The sequence below is a fragment of the Microcystis sp. LE19-131.1A genome, assembly GCF_027532015.1.
Classification (GTDB): domain Bacteria; phylum Cyanobacteriota; class Cyanobacteriia; order Cyanobacteriales; family Microcystaceae; genus Microcystis; species Microcystis ichthyoblabe_A.
In genome coordinates this window covers 68,775-87,311 of record NZ_JAPZSS010000012.1, presented here as the reverse complement: position 1 = coordinate 87,311, position 18,537 = coordinate 68,775, and the positions used below count along the sequence as shown (strand labels likewise).

General features: G+C 42.4%; 16 protein-coding genes and 1 pseudogene. 8 read left to right on the top strand and 9 right to left on the bottom strand.

Going from position 1 to position 18,537, the window contains the following annotated elements; all coding sequences use genetic code 11:
* Positions 1-427: 427 nt before the first annotated feature.
* Together O9323_RS01155 and O9323_RS01150 are read right to left on the bottom strand one after the other, a co-directional pair.
* Positions 428-628: a type II toxin-antitoxin system HicB family antitoxin gene (locus tag O9323_RS01155; protein ID WP_004158828.1), complete on the bottom strand. Its 201-nt coding sequence runs from the start codon at positions 626-628 to the stop codon at positions 428-430.
* Between the two features lie 8 nt (positions 629-636).
* A complete protein-coding gene (locus O9323_RS01150) occupies positions 637-1,140 on the bottom strand; it encodes a hypothetical protein (protein WP_004158829.1) in 504 nt (167 codons plus the stop codon).
* A 323-nt stretch (positions 1,141-1,463) separates the two neighbouring features.
* Between O9323_RS01150 and O9323_RS01145 the strand changes: the two genes are divergently transcribed.
* Together O9323_RS01145 and O9323_RS01140 are read left to right on the top strand one after the other, a co-directional pair.
* A complete protein-coding gene (locus O9323_RS01145) occupies positions 1,464-1,652 on the top strand; it encodes a hypothetical protein (protein WP_262382413.1) in 189 nt (62 codons plus the stop codon).
* A gap of 1 nt (position 1,653) precedes the next feature.
* Positions 1,654-2,151 (top strand): DUF2335 domain-containing protein, encoded by a 498-nt coding sequence (locus tag O9323_RS01140; RefSeq protein WP_002731609.1) that lies wholly within the window; start codon positions 1,654-1,656, stop codon positions 2,149-2,151.
* Positions 2,152-2,236: 85 nt separating this feature from the next.
* On the opposite strand, the gene O9323_RS01135 is transcribed toward O9323_RS01140, so the two are convergent.
* Positions 2,237-6,223 (bottom strand): magnesium chelatase subunit H, encoded by a 3,987-nt coding sequence (locus O9323_RS01135; RefSeq protein ID WP_288124568.1) that lies wholly within the window; start codon positions 6,221-6,223, stop codon positions 2,237-2,239.
* 725 nt (positions 6,224-6,948) lie between these two features.
* Positions 6,949-7,659 carry a Uma2 family endonuclease gene (locus tag O9323_RS01130; RefSeq protein ID WP_288124567.1) on the bottom strand — a complete coding sequence of 237 codons (711 nt, stop codon included), beginning with the start codon at positions 7,657-7,659 and terminating at the stop codon, positions 6,949-6,951.
* A 75-nt stretch (positions 7,660-7,734) separates the two neighbouring features.
* On the opposite strand from O9323_RS01130, the gene O9323_RS01125 reads away from it, so the two are divergent.
* On the top strand, positions 7,735-8,463 hold the full coding sequence (locus O9323_RS01125; RefSeq protein ID WP_149107771.1) for an ABC transporter ATP-binding protein: 729 nt from the start codon (positions 7,735-7,737) through the stop codon (positions 8,461-8,463).
* A 2-nt stretch (positions 8,464-8,465) separates the two neighbouring features.
* Here the strand turns inward: O9323_RS01125 and O9323_RS01120 are convergent, their stop codons facing one another.
* Positions 8,466-9,236, bottom strand: coding sequence for a class II glutamine amidotransferase (locus tag O9323_RS01120; RefSeq protein ID WP_353851581.1), 771 nt, complete (start codon positions 9,234-9,236; stop codon positions 8,466-8,468).
* Positions 9,237-9,682: 446 nt separating this feature from the next.
* Between O9323_RS01120 and thrC the strand changes: the two genes are divergently transcribed.
* Positions 9,683-10,792, top strand: coding sequence for a threonine synthase (gene thrC, locus O9323_RS01115; protein WP_002745674.1), 1,110 nt, complete (start codon positions 9,683-9,685; stop codon positions 10,790-10,792).
* A 30-nt stretch (positions 10,793-10,822) separates the two neighbouring features.
* Here thrC and hisB read toward each other — a convergent pair whose 3' ends face one another.
* The 3 genes from hisB to O9323_RS01100 all read right to left on the bottom strand — a co-directional run bounded on the left by hisB (position 10,823) and on the right by O9323_RS01100 (position 14,038).
* Complete coding sequence (gene hisB, locus O9323_RS01110; RefSeq protein ID WP_002733023.1) at positions 10,823-11,452, bottom strand: imidazoleglycerol-phosphate dehydratase HisB; 630 nt, start codon at positions 11,450-11,452, stop codon at positions 10,823-10,825.
* 238 nt (positions 11,453-11,690) lie between these two features.
* Positions 11,691-13,205, bottom strand: coding sequence for a TonB protein (locus tag O9323_RS01105; protein ID WP_288124565.1), 1,515 nt, complete (start codon positions 13,203-13,205; stop codon positions 11,691-11,693).
* A 173-nt stretch (positions 13,206-13,378) separates the two neighbouring features.
* Positions 13,379-14,038: a hypothetical protein gene (locus tag O9323_RS01100; protein ID WP_016516244.1), complete on the bottom strand. Its 660-nt coding sequence runs from the start codon at positions 14,036-14,038 to the stop codon at positions 13,379-13,381.
* 502 nt (positions 14,039-14,540) lie between these two features.
* Here O9323_RS01100 and O9323_RS01095 point away from each other — a divergent pair.
* On the top strand, positions 14,541-14,753 hold the full coding sequence (locus O9323_RS01095) for a CAB/ELIP/HLIP family chlorophyll-binding protein (protein WP_002745686.1): 213 nt from the start codon (positions 14,541-14,543) through the stop codon (positions 14,751-14,753).
* 58 nt (positions 14,754-14,811) lie between these two features.
* Here the strand turns inward: O9323_RS01095 and dapF are convergent, their stop codons facing one another.
* Positions 14,812-15,657, bottom strand: a complete 846-nt coding sequence (gene dapF / locus O9323_RS01090; protein WP_149107776.1) for a diaminopimelate epimerase — start codon at positions 15,655-15,657, stop codon at positions 14,812-14,814.
* Positions 15,658-15,718: 61 nt separating this feature from the next.
* Here dapF and O9323_RS01085 point away from each other — a divergent pair, with 61 nt between their 5' ends.
* From O9323_RS01085 to O9323_RS01075, 3 genes and pseudogenes are all read left to right on the top strand, one after another.
* Positions 15,719-15,931, top strand: coding sequence for an Hfq-related RNA-binding protein (locus O9323_RS01085; protein WP_002733331.1), 213 nt, complete (start codon positions 15,719-15,721; stop codon positions 15,929-15,931).
* 337 nt (positions 15,932-16,268) lie between these two features.
* Positions 16,269-16,517: pseudogene (locus tag O9323_RS01080) on the top strand (glycosyltransferase); the annotation flags it as partial.
* Positions 16,518-16,629: 112 nt separating this feature from the next.
* A complete protein-coding gene (locus O9323_RS01075) occupies positions 16,630-18,276 on the top strand; it encodes a hypothetical protein (protein WP_288124564.1) in 1,647 nt (548 codons plus the stop codon).
* Positions 18,277-18,537: the final 261 nt, after the last annotated feature.

The window sequence follows — 18,537 nt, the reverse complement described above, 5'->3', positions numbered from 1 at the left end:
TAAATTCTCTCTAGCATTTTCTGGCTCTCGGGGTTTAGGTCTCTAATCAATCTCATTGTATTTTCCTGCTGCTTCGTTTTTTTATGTATTATACTTCTTAATTTTTTATTTGGGTAATTAATTTTGCATGACTACTTATTTTTCCCTAGTTTTTTTGGTTCTTCGTTACTTGGTATGGTTCGATAGGGTGGTATAAATCGACTAAATCCTTATTTAGCAAGAGACTTAATTGATTAGTTCGTTAGAGAGGGAAAACAATTGGCAAAAATCGAAGCAATGTCTTTCTATATAAGAGTTTCACCCGTCCATTGCATAACACAAACCGAAGAACCTGAAAGTACCAAAAAAATGTCAAACTAATTATTCATTATTTTGACATTTTTCAATCTCTTCATCTCTAGATTCCCGCAACAAGTTATGGGGATATTTATTTATCTTTTAGAAAGCAAAGTAATTGCTTTTTTACCACCGCTTCTTCAATATTAATAATCACTTCCCCTAAAGTTTCACCCTGACTCATACATCCGGGTAAATTGGGAATTAGTGCCGTGTATCCGCCTTCTTCTTCGGGATAAATTGAAATCGGATATTTAAGAGATAAAAAGTATTCTAATATTGGTTGTTCCATTGATAGGTCTAAATAGGTCTAACTGAGTCGCCAATTTGAGGGTTTTCAAAAGGTAACGTTTCGGATAATTCCCATACTAGCAGTTTATTTAACAATTCACGATTTATTAGCTCGGATATTGGCTTTTTATCGTTCTTAGAATTCGCTCCTACGGCTCTTTTTAAGAATTTTCCTATCAAATCGGACGGGGTTTCTTGTTCTTTAAGCAACAACTCCAGCAATCTAGATCCTTTATTATTGGCTCTATCCGATTGTAAAATCGATATTTTTTCTTGAACAAAAGTAATTGTCCCCGTCCCTCTCACTAAGTCAAGATAGCCTAAAGACTCACCAGTCTGAGGATCTGTTATTTCTTCTTCGCTGGTATTGTAAACTAACATTCTTTGACCTTCTCGAATTCCACTAATTTCACCTCTATTGATCACTAATTTATAGTCGTCAATAACTTTGACAACTTTGGCAGGAAAGGTTCCTTTAGGAGATAAAATGGGTTTTTCGGCTACATTTTCCATAATGATTTATCTTTGGTATAAATCTGGTTAATATTAAATATTATCGCTCTTAGGGCGCAATAGCTATAATTTAAACTTATATTTGTCAGGATTTAATGATAAGGTCGGTCAATTGCCTTGATCATTAATAGTACGAATGTAGTGGCTATGTGTTGTAACTGTAAAAAATGGGTTAAGTGTGATAATTTCTTATAAATTCAAAAAATTGCTATGATAAAATGCTAGAATAAAGGGGTAGGCATAACTTAAACGAGGGTGTTATGGTAAAAAAATACTATCGTGACATTTCTTCCCAAAATTACTCTATTCCTAGACGGTACTTTATGGATGGTCTGGTCTCTGTTCTAGATATAGGGGGGACTTATCGTGCCAATCTAGATTATCGTTGTCGTGTTCCTGTGGGCAAAAAAGTACATTTGAACCCAGACGCTGCCGCAATTCAGTCTGATTGGATGAAGACAGGATTAGATATTTACAATGCCATTTGTGAATATGGGGGAAAGTTGTCTTAAAATGTCCGACGAAAGTAAAAAGTCAGAAGACCAGGATAATAGTGAGCTAGTTGAAAGACCTTTAGAGTCCATAGATGAAATATTAGAAGATGAGACTATTGATCAGTCAACTAAAATCTCGATTCTCCTGAGACGAATAAACAAAAGCATAACCTTCTCTGGCCCGATTCCTCATCCAACAATTCTAAAAGGATATGAAGAAGTTTTGCCCGGTAGTGCTGATCGGATTTTGTCTATGACGGAGAAAGAAGGTGAACATCGAAGAAAGATAGAAACAGAACTGGTAAAAAACGATAATATCCGCTCTTATCTTGGACAAATTGCGGGTTTTACGATTGCGATAGTTGGTTTAGGTGGCTCTATTTATCTGGGGATTAATGATAAAGTTTGGGCATCTGGAATTATGAGTGCGGGTACTTTAACAGGTTTGGTGACGGTTTTTGTTACAGGGGATAAAGAGAGAAGAATTCAGTCCGAACAAGATGATCAAGACAAGTGATTCAAATACTGTAAGTTTTTCCTAGACAAAAATGGTAGAGAAGCGATATTTTGCCTCTCTACCTTGAGGTATTTTACTAGATCAATTACTCGATTCCTTCGATACGGTCCTCCACTTCTTGATAAAGTTCCTGTAAGCGGTCTAAATTCTCTTGAGAAGTTTCCCAGTAACCGCGACCATTAACTTCTAGCAGGGTTCCCACCATCTTGCGGAAAGAATTAGGATTGAGATTCATCAGACGCTGACACATTTCCTCATCTTGAATAAAAGTGGTGTTCACATCTTCATAAACCCAATTATCCACCGCATCAGCAGTTGCCGACCATCCCATCGTATTAACCAAACGCTTCGATAATTCTCGGACTCCTTCATAACCGTGACTTAACATTCCCTCGTACCATTTGGGATTGAGTAACTTGGTGCGGGTATCCAAGCGCACGGTTTCCGATAAAGTACGCACCTGAGCATTAGCGGTGGTAGTATCGGCAATATAGGCCGCCGGTTTTTTGCCATCATCGCGTAAACTAGCGACAACTTTTGTCGGGTCCGAGTCGAAATAGTGGGAAACATCGGTTAAACTAATCTCGCTAGAATCCAAGTTTTGGAAAGTTGCCTCCGCAGTTTTTAAGGATGCTTCAAACAACTGACGATTATCGGCCATCATCCCCGGATTATCAGAGTCGAAAGCAAAACCCTTGCGGTTGAGATACATATTCTGTAACTCTTTTTCGTCTTCCCAACTGCTATTTTCCACCGCAAGATTGATGTTAGAAGAATAGGAACCGGAAGCATTAGAAAAGATGCGGGTGGCTGCCTGTCGAACCGTTAAACCCATTTCTTTTGCTTGTGACCTAGCGTGTTTACGGACATAATTCATCTCCAGCGGTTCGTTTGCTTCCGCGGCCATTTTTACACCTTGGTCAAGCAAATTCATCTGATTGATAAATAAATCCCGGAAAACACCAGAACAATTCACCACCACATCAATGCGCGGTCTTCCTAACTCCTCTAGGGGAATTAATTCCAATTTATTCACCCGTCCCAAAGCATCGGGAAGAGGACGAACCCCCACCATCCAGAGAATTTGTGCTAGGGATTCCCCATAGGTTTTGATATTATCCGTTCCCCAGAGAACACAAGCGATAGTTTCGGGATATTTACCGCCATTATCCAGTTTTTGCCGTTCTAACAGACGATCCACCACGATTTTAGCCGATTTGACCGCCGCTAGGGTCGGGATAGACTGGGGGTCTAAAGCGTGGATATTTTTACCCGTCGGTAAAACTCCAGGGTTACGGATGGGGTCGCCACCAGGACCGGGAAGAACGTATTCCCCTTCCAATGCTTTTAATAGGGCCCCCAATTCATTATCAGCACAAATCTGTTCTAAGCAGAACTCTAAGTATTCAAACAGGGGTTTTAATGCCACTGGATCAACTTGTGGATAACCCATCGACTGTAAAGTTTCGATCCAAGGCGATTTCTTGCCTATATTCAAGAAATTCAGCTTAGAAAGCATTGATACCCGACCTGACCCGTCGGTTTGAGACTCGACTAAAGCGGAGACGGCAGCGCGAGTCGCGAGGGTGATGTTTTGCAGTAATTCCACATCCTCTAACACACCTCGATCGCTATTGCGATAAACTTCCTCTAGATCCCGGCCAATGCTGTTGGCAATAATTCGGGGTAAGGAGAGTAAACCGTCTTCTTCCCGGTCTAAACTAGCAATATTGACCAAAGTTGCCACCGCTTCCAGCGCTGAGGGGGGTTTCCCAATAACATGAAGTCCGCAGGGAAGTAAGCGCGATTCAATTTCCATCAGTTTGCGATAGACAGAACCGACGATATTATCCCGTTCCTCTTGACTGAGATGGGCGGTATCACCATCAGGTAAACTTATATCTTTGTCGAGATTGACTAATAAACATTTATCGACAATAGTATTGACAATTTGCACCCCACGCCCACTATCCTTCAGGGTTTGGTAGGAACCGATCAACTCGCTCAGTTCTTTTAACCCCTTGTAAAGTCCGGCATTTTCTGCGGGGGGAGTAAGATAGGAAATAGTTTCCGCATAACTGCGACGTTTAGCGATCGTCGCTTCGCTGGGGTTATTAGCGGCATAATAGTAGAGATTGGGAATCATCCCGATGAGGTTATCGGGGTAGCATTCCCCAGACATTCCCATCTGTTTCCCCGGCATAAATTCTAGGGAACCGTGGGTGCCAAAATGGAGAACCGCATCTGCTTTCCAGACTTGATTGAGATAGGTATAGTAGGCCGCAAAACCGTGGTGAGGACTAGCAGAACGAGAAAATAGCAGACGCATCGGATCCCCTTCATAACCGAAGGTAGGTTGAACCCCAATAAAGACGTTACCGAACTCTTTCCCGTAGATTAAAAGATTTTGTCCATCACTGTTGAGATGTCCAGGTGGTGGTCCCCAATTTTCCTCCAAACGGACAGAATAGGGGGTTAAACGCTCGTATTCAGGCACAGACATCCGATAGGCGATATTTAGCTCCGGACTATGGTACTGTGCGGTGGCATCATGGATTACCGCTTCCATCAGTTCTTTGGGAGATGCGGGTAAGTCCTGCAAGTCATAACCGTTATTTTGTAAAGCTTGCATCACCTCGTAGATAGAACCGAACACATCTAGATAGGCTGCGGTTCCCACATTGCCTTTATCGGGGGGGAAACTAAACACAGTGATGGCGACCTTTTTATTCAGTTTCGGTTTCTTTCTTAGATTAGCCCATTTTAGCGCCCGTTGAGCGATCGCTTCTATCCGGTCCTGTAAGGCGATCGCTTTACCCGTCGCCCCATCCCGGCCCGATAATATAATAGGTTCGATCGCACCGTCTAATTCCGGAATAGCAATCTGTAGCGCCACTTGAATCGGGTGTAACCCCAAATCGCTTTCTTCCCATTCCTGAGTAGTTTGGAAAACTAGCGGTAACGCGCACATATAGGGACGATTGAGACGTTTTAAGGATTCTATCGCTTTCGGGTGATCTTGTCGCGCTGGACCTCCCACTAAAGCAAATCCCGTCAGGGAAATTACCGTATCGACGATGGGAACCGCTTCCACTCCTTTTAAGCTTTTATCCCAGAAGTATTCCTCTACCGGTTTAGAAAAATCTAATCCCCCAGCAAAAACAGGAAGGACTCGCGCACCCATAGACTCGAATTCCTGCACGAGAGCGACATAATGAGCGTCATCACCAGTAACGAGGTGAGTTCTCTGTAAAATTAAGCCAACACAGGGAGCCAAAGGGTCTTTCAGGTCATCGGGAATATCACTGCGGTTATTGTACCAAGTGAAGTATTCCTTGACATCCGACCACATTTTCATGGATAAAGGATGCCAGATACCCATATCTGGATAAACTACCGGTTCTTTGTAAACTACACTGTCATCCTTATTATCAAAGACGTACTTATCGGCCAACATTAACAGGAAATTCTCTAAATTTTCTGCGGAACCCCCCAGCCAATACTGGAAACTTAACATAAAGTTGCGTGCGTCCTGAGCTTTTTCCATGGGGAGGTATTTCAGGACTTGCGGTAAAGTTCGCAATAACTTTAACATCGCATCTTGGAAACCAGCGCCAGAGTTTTCCCTGCGCTTTTTCATAAAATTAGCGATGACACTCTTAGACTGTCCCAATTGAGCCATCGAAAAGCTGCCTAACTTATTTAAGCGCATTACCTGGGGCATAGAGGGAAAGACGATCGCCGCATCTAATTTATCCCGATGGGGACCGACAGCGGCCACAACTTTATCGGCTAAATCCTCGATAAAGATAAGAGAAGCAATGAAAATATTAGCCTTGGCTACATCCTCCTGAAAATTGCGATAATTTTCTGCATCGCGCAGTTCTTCAATTAAATAACCGCTAATTTCGATCGCTAGTTTCGGGTTGTTAGCGTTGATTTCCCTGACCGCACTACTCAGCGCACTTTGGTACTGAGGTTCTAGCACGACATAGACCACCTTGACCAGCGATCGACCATTCAACCCGTCGGGAACTATATGACGAATGGTGGACTTGACGTGAGTGAACATATATGATGGTTCTCCTTATTATTGCTGAGTCTGGTTTTGAGGTATTTTCGTCATCTGATGACGATCGCCCTTTGTTTAAGGTATTTGGATATATATGTTTCTGTTTTGTATCAGAAAATGTCACGCAAGTGAGTATTTACTCTGGGTTTTGACACAATTCGATAAATATCTTGCCATATTTTGTAACAGATGGTAAAGAGCTTTTTGAGTAACTACTCAGGCTTTCCTTTACAAAAATTAATATTTAATCTATTGACTTTTAATTACAAAAATGTTAGTGGATAACACCTCAGACGAGATGTCGCTGTTCAAAGATGATCAGGGTTAGGATTTGACTAATTCAACGTAATTAATTAAATTATATTAATTTTCTATAAAATACTTGACGTTACTCCGTGGCCCTATTCTGACAGGTGTAGGTTTATTACAAAGAGGTGAGCCAGCAATTCTCATTTTGAAACGATTTTGCGTTGTTTCAGCGATCTAGAGATTCGTTAAGAATTATTAACCCCTCTAGGTGCAAGGGTTTTAATGTCATGAAACCTTAAAATGAGAATTGCTGTCCAGGAATAAATCTAAAACCCTTGTTGGATAAGGCTTTTAGACTTTTTTGCCCTCAAAAAGTGCTGACCATTGGAGTGATCGGGGGTAAAATCCCTAGACTTTTTCCCTGAAAATTAGGTAACTGACTACCTCAAAATCGGCAAAACCCTACACCCCACACCCTAGTTAGGTAATTCCCCAAAAAGTTGCCGATATTTTTGCAATTTTGCCTCCATTTCTACTAACTGCTGATTAGCCTTTTCAGCCCGCTGGCATTCATTTTCAGCCCGTTGGCGTTCATTTTCAGCCCGCTGCTTTTCCTGCTGCAGTAGTTGATTAATTTCGCTGTAGGACAAGAATTGAGTACCATCAGGACGATAAATTTTTAACTCGTCGGTTAAGTCAAAACGAATTCCTAAACGGGGACTCACCCAATTATTAACCTCACTAACACTGTCTAAACTGTCACCAATTCGCTGCCAAGCTTCTAGACTATTATCATCGGGATCATAGACGTAGTATTCTTGGACTCCATAGCGATCATAAAATAGCAGTTTTTTGGCCATTTCGATCGATGTGTTACTGGGAGAAAGAATCTCAAAGACGACTTGAGGAGCAAGATTATCTTCTTGCCATTGTTTGTAGGAAACTCGATCGCCTTTCGGTCTGCCCAATACTACCATCGTACCAGGAGCAGCGGCAATTTTCGGCTGGCCTTCCACGGGATACCATAACAGATCCCCCGCTACAAATACCTGGGGATCATCGATATATAACCAGTCGAGATTCTGCTTAATCGTCACTATCCAGTTAAATTGTTTAGTATTATCTGCCATCGGTTTACCGTCGCTCTCAGGATAGATAATCTCGTTTTTGTTAACTTGACTAACCATGGGGAATACCTGCCGAACTCATTGGGCTATTTTCATTATATAATAAGTTTGAACTAAGTAAGGAAAAGACCAATCTTGATTTTAGAACTACAGCAAGTAAATTTAGCTATCCGACGGGGCAGTACTTATCTGTTAGAAGATATTACTTTTGGCATCAAGCAAGGAGAAAAGTTAGCCATTGTCGGAGCATCTGGGGCAGGAAAAACCACTCTTTTGCGATTGTTAAATCGTTTGCAGGAACCAAGCACGGGAAATATTTATTTTCAAGGTAAATCGATTAAGGAAATACCGGTTATTTCCCTGCGACAACAGATAGTTTTATTGCTACAAGAGTCGAAGTTATTAGGGATGAATGTTCGAGATGCTCTCGCTTATCCTTTGCAATTAAAAAAACTTACCCCTGCGGAAATTAATCAGAGAATTGACCATTGGACATCCCTATTAAAAATTCCTGAACAGTGGTTTGAGCGCGGGGAGTTAGAATTATCTTTAGGACAAAGACAATTAGTAGCAATTACCAGAGCTTTGCTGTTAGAACCGAGCATACTGTTATTAGATGAACCCACCTCTGCTTTAGATACAGGAACGGCCAGCAGGTTATTAGAAGTATTAAATAATCAAAAGTCAATGACGATAATTATGGTTAATCATCAACTAGATTTTTTAGAGGAATTTGCCGAGCGAGTCATTTATCTAGAAGCGGGAAAAATTAGGTCAGATTGCCTTGCTAATCAATTAGATTGGTTAGGGTTAAAAACTCAGTTAATTGATTTAGAAAAATCTCGACAAAGTGACAATTGGTAAGATTAACTTAAAATTGCTGCGCCCTCCTGAAAAACTAATAATTCTCCTGAATTAATCGCTGTCCAAACTTCATTATCAGTTAAGGGAGTAGTGGCAATAATTGCCACTTGATCGCCCAGACGAGCTAAAGCTTGAAAATCAACGCTCACATCTTCATCAATTAAATGAGCAGCGGCAAAAGGATATTGACGAATTATATAGCTTAATTTCGTCGAACAATGGGCAAAAAAATGTTCACCATCGCATAAAAGATAATTAAAAATTCCTTGACAAGCGATAGAGTTTGTGATAGTTTTTAGGACTGGATAGAGTTGTTCTAGGGAAGGTTTGCCCTGGGGAAAAGTCTCTCGCAGGGTATTAAGAATTAAACAAAAAGCTTTTTCCGAATCTGTGTCCCCAACCGGTTGATAAAAATCTCCCGCAGCAGGTGAGAAATTTTCTAAATTACCATTATGGGCAAAAACCCAATATTTTCCCCACAATTCCCGCCGAAAAGGATGACAGTTTTCTAGTTTAATTTCTCCTTGGGTGGCTTTGCGAATATGGGCGATAACATTGGTAGAATGGATGGGATAGTTTTTAATTAATTCCGCAATCGGAGAAGCGATCGAGGGTTGAACATCAATAAAAGTTCGACAACCTAAACCCTCAAAAAAAGCGATTCCCCAACCGTCTCGATGTTCGTCGGTTTTTCCTCCCCGCGCACAAAATCCCTCAAAGGAAAAACAGATATCCGTGGGGACATTACAATTCATGCCTAGAAGTTGACACATAGTTGCTTGAGTTTGAATATCAGATGCCAGCAAAATTACTTACTGCCAGCAGCCGTGACAGGAGACAGGAGAATTTCTTCCAGCTGCCTCTTGCCTATCCTAGCTAAGAAATTAATCTGGCACTACTGCTAATTAGGGTTTACTGAAAAACTTTGTTGGTTGGTGTGGGGTTTTACCGATTTTCAGAAGGTTTTTAGATTTATTCAGCCAATCCTAATTAAATCAACCTCTGAAAGACAAAAAAGGCAAAAAATCAGATTTATAGCGATAAAATAACAATTTTTTGCCTAAAAGCCCATTTATTTGCTGTTATTGCCTTTTATCTCCCTGCATCCCTGTTTTAACTCCCATGAATCCCAATCGGGCGATCGAGATTAATTTTTTGGCCTGCTTATTCGATAAAATAGGAAGTTAGGCCATCTAATCAAATCTGTATCCTTAAGGCTATGACAATTATTTCTCGATCGATCCCCCAATCACCCACTAAATCATCGTCTATCGGCGGCTGGCGCGGTTTGATCGAAGAATATCGCCAATTTCTGCCCGTAAGCAGTAAAACCCCTGTAATTACCCTCCTAGAAGGCAATACACCCCTGATCCCCGCCCCCTATCTCTCAGCACAAATCGGGCGCGATGTCAAGGTTTTTGTCAAATATGATGGTTTAAATCCCACCGGCAGCTTTAAAGACCGGGGCATGACCATGGCCATCTCGAAAGCTAAAGAAGAAGGGGCAAAAGCGGTGATTTGTGCCAGTACCGGCAACACCTCGGCGGCGGCGGCAGCCTATGCAAGAAGGGCCGGGATGCGGGCCTTTGTGATTATTCCCGACGGTTATGTGGCCTTAGGAAAATTAGCCCAGGCTTTATTGTACGGAGCGGAAGTCATCGCTATTAATGGCAACTTCGATGATGCCCTCAAGATTGTCCGCCAACTATCAGAAAATTATCCCGTAACTTTAGTCAATTCCGTCAATCCCTACCGTTTAGAGGGTCAAAAAACGGCGGCTTTCGAGATTGTCGATGTCTTGGGTAATGCCCCCGACTGGTTATGTATTCCCGTGGGTAATGCGGGCAATATTAGCGCCTATTGGATGGGATTCTGTCAGTATCACCAGATAGGCAAATGTGACCGACTGCCGAAAATGATGGGTTTTCAGGCCGCCGGGGCCGCCCCTTTTATCTCTAAACAACCGGTTGACCATCCCGAAACCCTGGCCACGGCTATCCGTATCGGCAACCCCGCTAACTGGGAAAAAGCTTGGGCCGCTAGTCACGCTAGTCAAGGGCAATTTCACGCGGTCAGCGATGAGGAAATATTGGCAGCCTATCGGATTTTAGGGGGCCAAGAGGGGGTTTTCTGTGAACCGGCCAGCGCCGCTTCTGTGGCAGGATTATTAAAAGTGCATCAACAGGTTCCCGATGGGGCCACCGTAGTGTGTGTTTTAACGGGAAATGGACTAAAAGACCCAGATTCGGCGGTAAAACACAGCAATAACCAACTAAAATCTGGGATTGCGCCCGAATTAACCCAAGTGGCTCAAATTATGGGCTTCTAAGCTAACGTTAATTCGGGTTAAGCAGTGCTTCTATAAAACTCCCTTAGAACTGGGAATTATACCGGCGCGACGGGGATCGATCGCTATGGCCATACTCATCGCCCGGGCAAAAGCCTTAAAAGTAGCCTCAATAAGATGATGGGAATTAATCCCGTCTAATTGGCGAATATGTAGGGTCATTTGACTGTGATTGACCAAAGCAACGAAAAATTCCCGCACTAGCTGAGTATCGTAGGTTCCCACTCTTTGGGTGGGAATTTCTAGACCATAACTGAGGTGGGGACGACCGGAAAAATCGAGGGCAACCTGCACTAAAGCTTCATCGAGAGGGGCGACAAAATGCCCGAAACGGACGATGCCTTTTTTGTCCCCCAAAGCTTGCAGTAAAGCTTGTCCAAGGGTGATTCCCACGTCTTCATTGGTGTGATGGTCATCAATTTCTAGATCTCCGGTGGCGCGTACATCGAGATCGATCGCAGCGTGGGAGGCGATTTGCTGCAACATATGATCGAGAAAGGGAATTCCTGTCTGGGCGCGACAATTGCCGCTACCATCAAGATCGAGCGTCACCTCTACATCGGTTTCTTTGGTAGTACGACTAACCGAGGCGCGACGGCAAGGTGAGACAAAAGAATCGGGGATCTGGGAAGTGGAAATCATTTGCAGCAGTTATCTTAATGGTGAGATACGAAGTTTTCCTTTTCAGGAGACAGGAGATAGAAGACAAGAAACAACTATCCTACCCACAAAACCTAAGATTATGTCAAATTTATCCGAGCTTTTAGATATCTTGACCCGATAGCAGCTCGATAACTTACTTGTGCGGGGGGTATAGTGAACTTAAAACTCACATCTGATAACTGATAACTGATAACTGATAACTGATAACTGAAAAGTCCTAACTTTCTGGTTCAGTTTTAGCTTCCGCCGGCGGACCGGGGGGCAAAGCTTCCTCGCCCAGGGGTTGAGGATTTTGGCTAGTGGGGGGACTAGCGGGGGAAACCTCCGTCTGATTGAGAGCGGGGGGTTGGGAAGAAGTTTCCGGGGCTTTTTCCTCGATTATCGCTTCTTTGGGCGGTTCTGGCTCGGTTGGGACTGGATTTGGCCCTGTGGTTTCGGGGGGCTTGACGTTATCCGGTTGGGGACTAACGGCGGGTTGCGGGGTTTGATTGGGACGAAGCGGGGTTTCAATTGCCGGCGTTACGGGGGGGGAGTTACGGGTATTGAGGTTACTACCCTCCGGTTTTGGGGGATTAGCGATCGCACCTCGGCACACTTCTGGGTTAGGGGCAAAACTGACTCGCACCTGATAGATTCTCGACTCACCACTGGGATTATTAAAACGAGTTGAGCGCACTTCCCCAGCCCCCTGTTGATTGAAAATCGGGAAGCCGGCACTTTTAATTAACTGGGGTTCACTGCTGAGGCGCCCTTGAGCATCCACCGTCACCCCATAAACCGCCGTCCCCGCTAATTGACGGGAACAAGCTGTAGCGGGATAATTACCGGTTAAATTGACGGTAGTTATGCCTCTGCTGCCCTGATTGGGCTGATTTAGTTCATTTAAGGCGTTAGGATTACTTTTTTGGACTCTGGCCAGCCAATCCACCTGATTTCTCATGGCCTCCTCGTTACTGGTATTGCTTTTATCCGCCTCCAGGGAGCGCAAACGTTCCCGCATTTCCCACATTAATTGTTGACGACGCTGTTCATCAATGGGCGATTGACCATTCGGCTCCGAAGTGCGGGCCAAGGAATTGTTTAATTGTTCCTGTGCCTGTTGCGATGCACTACGGGGCGAATTTCGCAATTCATCTGGAGTTAGATTATCTCGGTAGGGATCAAAGTAAGGCCGGAGCTGCTGGTTATTAGTCTCCCTCGGCAGATTGTTATTGTCCGGCAGCGTGGGAACAGAAGGAGGACTGGGTAAACTGGGGGTAGAAGTGGGAAAATTGCGAGGAATCGGTAATCTACCCAGGGAGGGGATAGATGCCACGGGAGGAGAATAGATATTGACGGAGGGTAAGGAGGAGAGGGGAGGTAAAGCAGGTAAGGAAGGTAAAGGGGGAAGGGAAGAAACCGAGGGTAAAGGAGGTAAGGTGCTGTTATGGATACCATCCATGGGGGGGAGAGGAGGCAAAGAGGAAGAAGACGAATTGGGGTTAGGCAGTTCCGGTAAGCTGGACAGGGAGGAGTCGAGACTGGGAAGACGTGACTGCTCTAGAGGGTTCAATTCAATCAGATTGACGTTGCGTAACTCTTTTTTTGGCTCCTGCGCTGGATTATTGAGGAAATTAGGTAAGATAATCGCTAAAATTAGGGCATGAATACCAAGAGAAGCGGCGAACGAGAGATTATTAGAGTTAATTAGTTTATTTTCTTCGGTTTCTAGACCAAAATAGGAGGATGTCATAATCTAGTTAATTGAGCAGAGCCTTGAGGGGAAAAGTTAACTCTATTCTAATCGTCAAGACGATTTTTTTTTCTTGAGGGCGGGGAATTAATTGGTGTCAGTACCCCACCACCCCACCACCCCACACCCCACACCCCACACCCTGCCCCTAGGAAAAACTTTTTCAGCCAACCCTACTTATACTGCGATCGAGCCACAGCTTTTAATTTGGGATATAATTCCGAAGGGTCTAACAAAGGGATAAACTCATCGATTACTGGCTTAAAATTAACCGAAAAATTCTCCCTAGTTCCATGACCGTTAGGGGATTTAGGCAATGATTCTAATTCAGGGAATTTGGGCATTTCCGGGGTTAACTGCGAGAATAACTCATCCAAATCACTCATCCCCTTGCGAGGATCATCAAAAAGAGAAGTTTCTAAGTTGAATAAAGCATCTTTACTCGTGGCTTCCGCTTGTGGCTCTGGATCAGGCCGCTCAAGGGTGGCAGAAAGTATATTGATCTTTTCCTGTTTAGGGATAAATACCGTTTTTTTGCCATTTAACTGGGAATCTGGCAGGTTTTTACAAACCAATCGCTCGAATTCCCCCGTAAAATGAAAGGTAGGATGGCCGCGACGGTGCCAAATTTTGAGGATTTCCTCCACCGAAATGACTTTGTAACGTCCCTGATAGAGTGCCTCTAAAATCGCCATGCGAATCCAATTTAGCGAATAGGTGGGCAACCAGCGCTCGATTAATTCCTGCGCTTTGTATCCTCTCATTTCAAATCGATATTGGTTGAGTATAGTCGCTATCTGCATGAGGTTGATCTCTGGGCTAATCTCTGCCATAGAATTTACAAAAACAGTGAGCGCGATCGTTACTTACGGCTACTAGGCACTCCGCATCTTAAGATTTTATTCGGGTTTTTCCTAGTGGTTTTTCCCTATTCTCCCCACACTTACCCTTTCGGGTATCTTCACTCAAGGTCAGTTGACTCCCTAAAATCTGGTTCGCTTTTGGTGGCAATTTATCCCCCGCTAACTCCTGTACGGTTTAACGGGACTCCTCTGGCGACCTTAAGATAGTTTTTGTCTTTCCCCTGATTAGGCGAACGAGTTTACACCTCTTTATTAGCACAATCTGACTAATTTGTCAAGAAAAAGGCAAAATTTCATCGATAAACCCAGAGGAGATAGAACTATAGCACTACCCTGACAGTTGATAACCCTGCCGTTGACTGACCACCTCATCGAGGTTTTCTGAGTCTCCAGAAATTTTTTGTTAAAATTTGCAACATAACTTAACAATGTGTTACACTTCTTAACATAAGCATACAAAAGGAGCCTCCCCATGACTGCCCGCGGCTACACCACCGAAGAACAAGGAAGACTGAATAATTTTGCTGTTGAACCGAAAATGTACGTTGATAGTTCTAGCAGTCTCGGTTTTACCAAAAAAGCTGAAAAATTGAATGGCAGACTAGCTATGATTGGCTTTGTCTCTCTTTTAGCCATTGAATTGTTAACTGGTAAAGGAATTGTTGCTTGGATTACCAGTCTCTAAGAATTAACAATCCTGTCGCGCTGTTCGGGGAGTTCAGTCCCCGTCCAGACGGGTTGGTTTAGATGGCGTAAATGCCCTCAAAAACAGCTTTAGCAGGACCTGTCATGTAAACCCGGTTATCAGTTTGAGACCAGTGAATCTGAAGACAACCACCGGGCAGTTCCACGGTACAATGGCGATCACATTTGCCCGTTAACAGGGCTGCCACCACCACAGCACAAGCACCAGTACCGCAAGCGAGAGTAATTCCCGCTCCTCTCTCCCAGACACGCATCTTCATATAATCCGGCCCAATTACCTCCACAAACTCCACATTAGTCCGTTGGGGAAAAACTGGATGATGCTCAAATTTTGGACCGATAGTTTCTAGGGGAATAGAGGCCAGATCATCGACAAAAGTGACACAGTGGGGATTACCCATACTAACGCAAGTAATTAACCAATCTTTGCCTTCCACCTCTAGGGGAACCGCGAGGACTTTTTCTGACCCCTTCACCAAAGTGGTGGGTATTTCACTGCCTAGTAATTGCGGCGGTCCCATATCAACCGTTACCTGTTCATTAGCCTCTAAACGAGGAATAATCGTTCCTGCTAGAGTATGAATGCGATAGGTGCGGCCAATGGCGTTGTTAGCCTCTAAACGGGCGATAAATTGGGCTAGACAGCGAATACCGTTACCACACATTTCTGGTTCCGAACCATCAGAGTTAAAAATTCTCATGGTGTAGTCGGTTGCTGCTTGGCCGGGAAGCACAAAAATCACGCCATCAGCACCGATACCAAAATGTCGATCGCACATAGCCACGGCTATTTCTGGTGTGATCAGGGGTTCGGGACTGTGACGGTTATCTATCAAAATAAAATCATTGCCCAGTCCTTGATATTTGGTGAAGGGGATTTTCATCGTCAATAAAAGCTACTCAACAGGAATAATAGAGGATGAACACCTCATCGATAAACTCATTATGTCTCAATTCGATCCTGGTCTGCCGAGTATTAAACAAGTACAGAGCTATATTCAAGAGAAACGGGAAGTAGAAATTAAGTTAAGCACCGATGATCTGCTCGTTGGTCGCATCCTTTGGCAAGATGCTAACTGTTTATACCTAGTCGATCACTACGATAAACCCACTTTAATTTGGCAACAGTCTCTAGTTTATTTAAGACCTAAAGCCTAGGGGGAAATTGGCGATATTTGGCTGTGGGATGCGTCCCGGACGCATCAAAAATTCAGTGCCAAGGATATAGCTTTTGAGTAAATGTAACGTCAGTTGGGGTTAAGGAGATTTGGCCATGACTTCTAGCAAATAATCAGGTAGGCTGGCGAGGATAGCATCAGAATTTCAGTTGCTGGAAAATTTGGGTTAAATTGCCCAATCAAGAAAGTCAGAGAGTCGGGCAGAGCGATCGCCATCTAATTTCAGATATGGATTGCCGCTTGTCTGCTAACAATTCAGTCCACTGCTGTACATAACCTGTTATACTCTTGGGCAAAACGAATCCACCGCCATTGTTATGCTGGAAAATCAGGTCGGGGCAGATGCCGTCGCCAATGAGCAGATACCTACTCTGGAATTATCGATCATCATGCCCTGTCTCAACGAGGCGGAAACCCTGGCCACCTGTATCGGCAAAGCGCGAGATTATCTGGAACGGCACAAAATTGCGGGAGAGGTGCTAATCGCCGATAATGGCAGTAGCGATGGTTCCCAAGAAATTGCCACTAATTCAGGGGCGCGGGTGGTTACTATCCTAGAAAGGGGACTATGATCATGAGGGATTTGAATATGTGAGGACAGTTTATCTCTATTCGATATAGTAGTTACTATCGTCTAACCCAAGTTATTGCCAAAGTAATCTGAATTCGGTAAATATTATGCTAAAAAAACAATTATTGACGAGAATATTTTCCGAAGATATAAATAAATTATTCTTTGCTTGTGGGATTTTATCAATTATCATTATTAAGTTTTTTTTAATCAGAAACAGTGAAGTTTTAGGGCATCCAAGAGATTGCTTGCTCTATGCGTTAATGGCAGATCAGAATATTTGGTTCCCTACGAATAAAGCTAAGGCAATAATCGATTATATGCCAGGATATCCGATATTTATAATGGTTTCTAATTTTCTGAATTTTCCTCTAAGAATTAGTCATGAGATTTTTTACACTATCTCTAATATTTTATTAGTTTTTAGTTTTAGATTACTAAAAATCCCTCGATATATCTGCTTAGTTGTTTTTGCAATTTTAACTTTTCATATAACAACTTTTATGGTTTTCAATACTATTGTAACTGAAACAATAGCCATTAGCTTATATCATATCCTTTTGGCTTTAACCATCATAACTGTTATGTCAGAAAATTTAGCGAAGAAACTAATATTTTCTGTCCTTGGTGGATTGTGTTTAGGAATAATATTCATTACCCGTCCAGAGCAGATAGTGTTCTTGCTGAGTTACCTAGTTGTTTTTGTTATTCTTGTATTAAGAAATAGAATGAATATAGCAAGAGCTATTCGAGAAGCTTTGCCGATTTGTATTATTCCCATCGCTATAAGTTTATTAATTACTACATTTTTTACTTTATTAAATACTTTTTTTCTAGAATTACCGGCATTATCCATTGGTCAATCATCGGCTTTTAAAGAAACTTTTTCCCAGATTCAGAGTATAGATGATGGTCAAAATATCGATGATTTTGAGTTTGTCAATATAAATCGTAAACAATTAAAAATGGCTTATCAAGTGAGTCCAACGTTGAATCAAGTAAAATCTCTAATCGAAGAAGAATTAGCTAGAAAAGTTACTACACTCGGTGGAAAAGATACTAATATAGAAGTAACAATTGATTGGGTGCACTGGTCAACAATAGAAGCAATTAGAAGAAGCAATTTAACAGAAGACAGGGGTATGTATCAAGTTTTTAATCAAATTAATTCTGAACTGCAAGAGGCATTTAACTATCAAATAATTAACAGGAAAACTTTCTCTTTTGATCCTATAGATATAGGATTTTGGCTAAACAAATTTCCTCATTCATTAACTAAAATGAGTGGATATTTATTTTTGCCACGAGTCAGTAATAGATTCTTACAAAATACGGATGATCCTCGAGTAACTCCTGAAATGAGATCAATATTTAATCGAGTGGCACATCGTCGAACTTATCTAGTTAATCAACGAGATTTAAATAAAGACCTTATTTTCTATTTAAACCGGATCAGGATCACTCCTTTAATTCAGATCATCAATATTATTGGAATGATATCTTTTGTAATATTATTCGTCTATTACTTGATTAAACCTGTTCACTCCCAACTTCTTAATCAATATGTATTGATTATTTCTTTTGCCCTATCTATAATTTTACTGCGCTTATTTTTGTATGTTGCAGTCGATATGGCATTTTTCCCCGCAGCTTCACGTTATTTATTCCCCAGTAATCCATTGCTATCGGCACTGTCAATTCTAAACTTATATGTTACAACTAAACTTTTAAGGTCATTTCGATTTTCAGCTTGATATAGCTAAGGTTTATTGCTCTGAAATCAAGATAAACTTCAGTTTTTAATTTTTCAGTATCATTTTCTCTGGGTTGCCAAATTTTTGCCCTAAGCTGTTCGTAATCTAAACCCCGTTGTTGGGATGCTGAAGGTCCTGTCTAGCTTAAGATAGCTTCGGAAATCTAGATAATGAACAGCCCACTTATTATAGGTTATTGGGGACAAAGACAAGCCAATCAATTAAGGCAGCACTATTGAGCAATCAAAAATTTGTTGTTAC

Bases quoted from the DNA above. Each gene is read 5' to 3' on its own strand.
- O9323_RS01155 (WP_004158828.1), bottom strand. From the start codon at position 628: ATGGAACAACCAATATTAGAATACTTTTTATCTCTTAAATATCCGATT.
- O9323_RS01150 (WP_004158829.1), bottom strand. From the start codon at position 1,140: ATGGAAAATGTAGCCGAAAAACCCATTTTATCTCCTAAAGGAACCTTT.
- O9323_RS01145 (WP_262382413.1), top strand. From the start codon at position 1,464: ATGGATGGTCTGGTCTCTGTTCTAGATATAGGGGGGACTTATCGTGCC.
- O9323_RS01140 (WP_002731609.1), top strand. From the start codon at position 1,654: ATGTCCGACGAAAGTAAAAAGTCAGAAGACCAGGATAATAGTGAGCTA.
- O9323_RS01135 (WP_288124568.1), bottom strand. From the start codon at position 6,223: ATGTTCACTCACGTCAAGTCCACCATTCGTCATATAGTTCCCGACGGG.
- O9323_RS01130 (WP_288124567.1), bottom strand. From the start codon at position 7,659: ATGGTTAGTCAAGTTAACAAAAACGAGATTATCTATCCTGAGAGCGAC.
- O9323_RS01120 (WP_353851581.1), bottom strand. From the start codon at position 9,236: ATGTGTCAACTTCTAGGCATGAATTGTAATGTCCCCACGGATATCTGT.
- thrC (WP_002745674.1), top strand. From the start codon at position 9,683: ATGACAATTATTTCTCGATCGATCCCCCAATCACCCACTAAATCATCG.
- hisB (WP_002733023.1), bottom strand. From the start codon at position 11,452: ATGATTTCCACTTCCCAGATCCCCGATTCTTTTGTCTCACCTTGCCGT.
- O9323_RS01105 (WP_288124565.1), bottom strand. From the start codon at position 13,205: ATGACATCCTCCTATTTTGGTCTAGAAACCGAAGAAAATAAACTAATT.
- O9323_RS01100 (WP_016516244.1), bottom strand. From the start codon at position 14,038: ATGGCAGAGATTAGCCCAGAGATCAACCTCATGCAGATAGCGACTATA.
- O9323_RS01095 (WP_002745686.1), top strand. From the start codon at position 14,541: ATGACTGCCCGCGGCTACACCACCGAAGAACAAGGAAGACTGAATAAT.
- dapF (WP_149107776.1), bottom strand. From the start codon at position 15,657: ATGAAAATCCCCTTCACCAAATATCAAGGACTGGGCAATGATTTTATT.
- O9323_RS01085 (WP_002733331.1), top strand. From the start codon at position 15,719: ATGTCTCAATTCGATCCTGGTCTGCCGAGTATTAAACAAGTACAGAGC.
- O9323_RS01075 (WP_288124564.1), top strand. From the start codon at position 16,630: ATGCTAAAAAAACAATTATTGACGAGAATATTTTCCGAAGATATAAAT.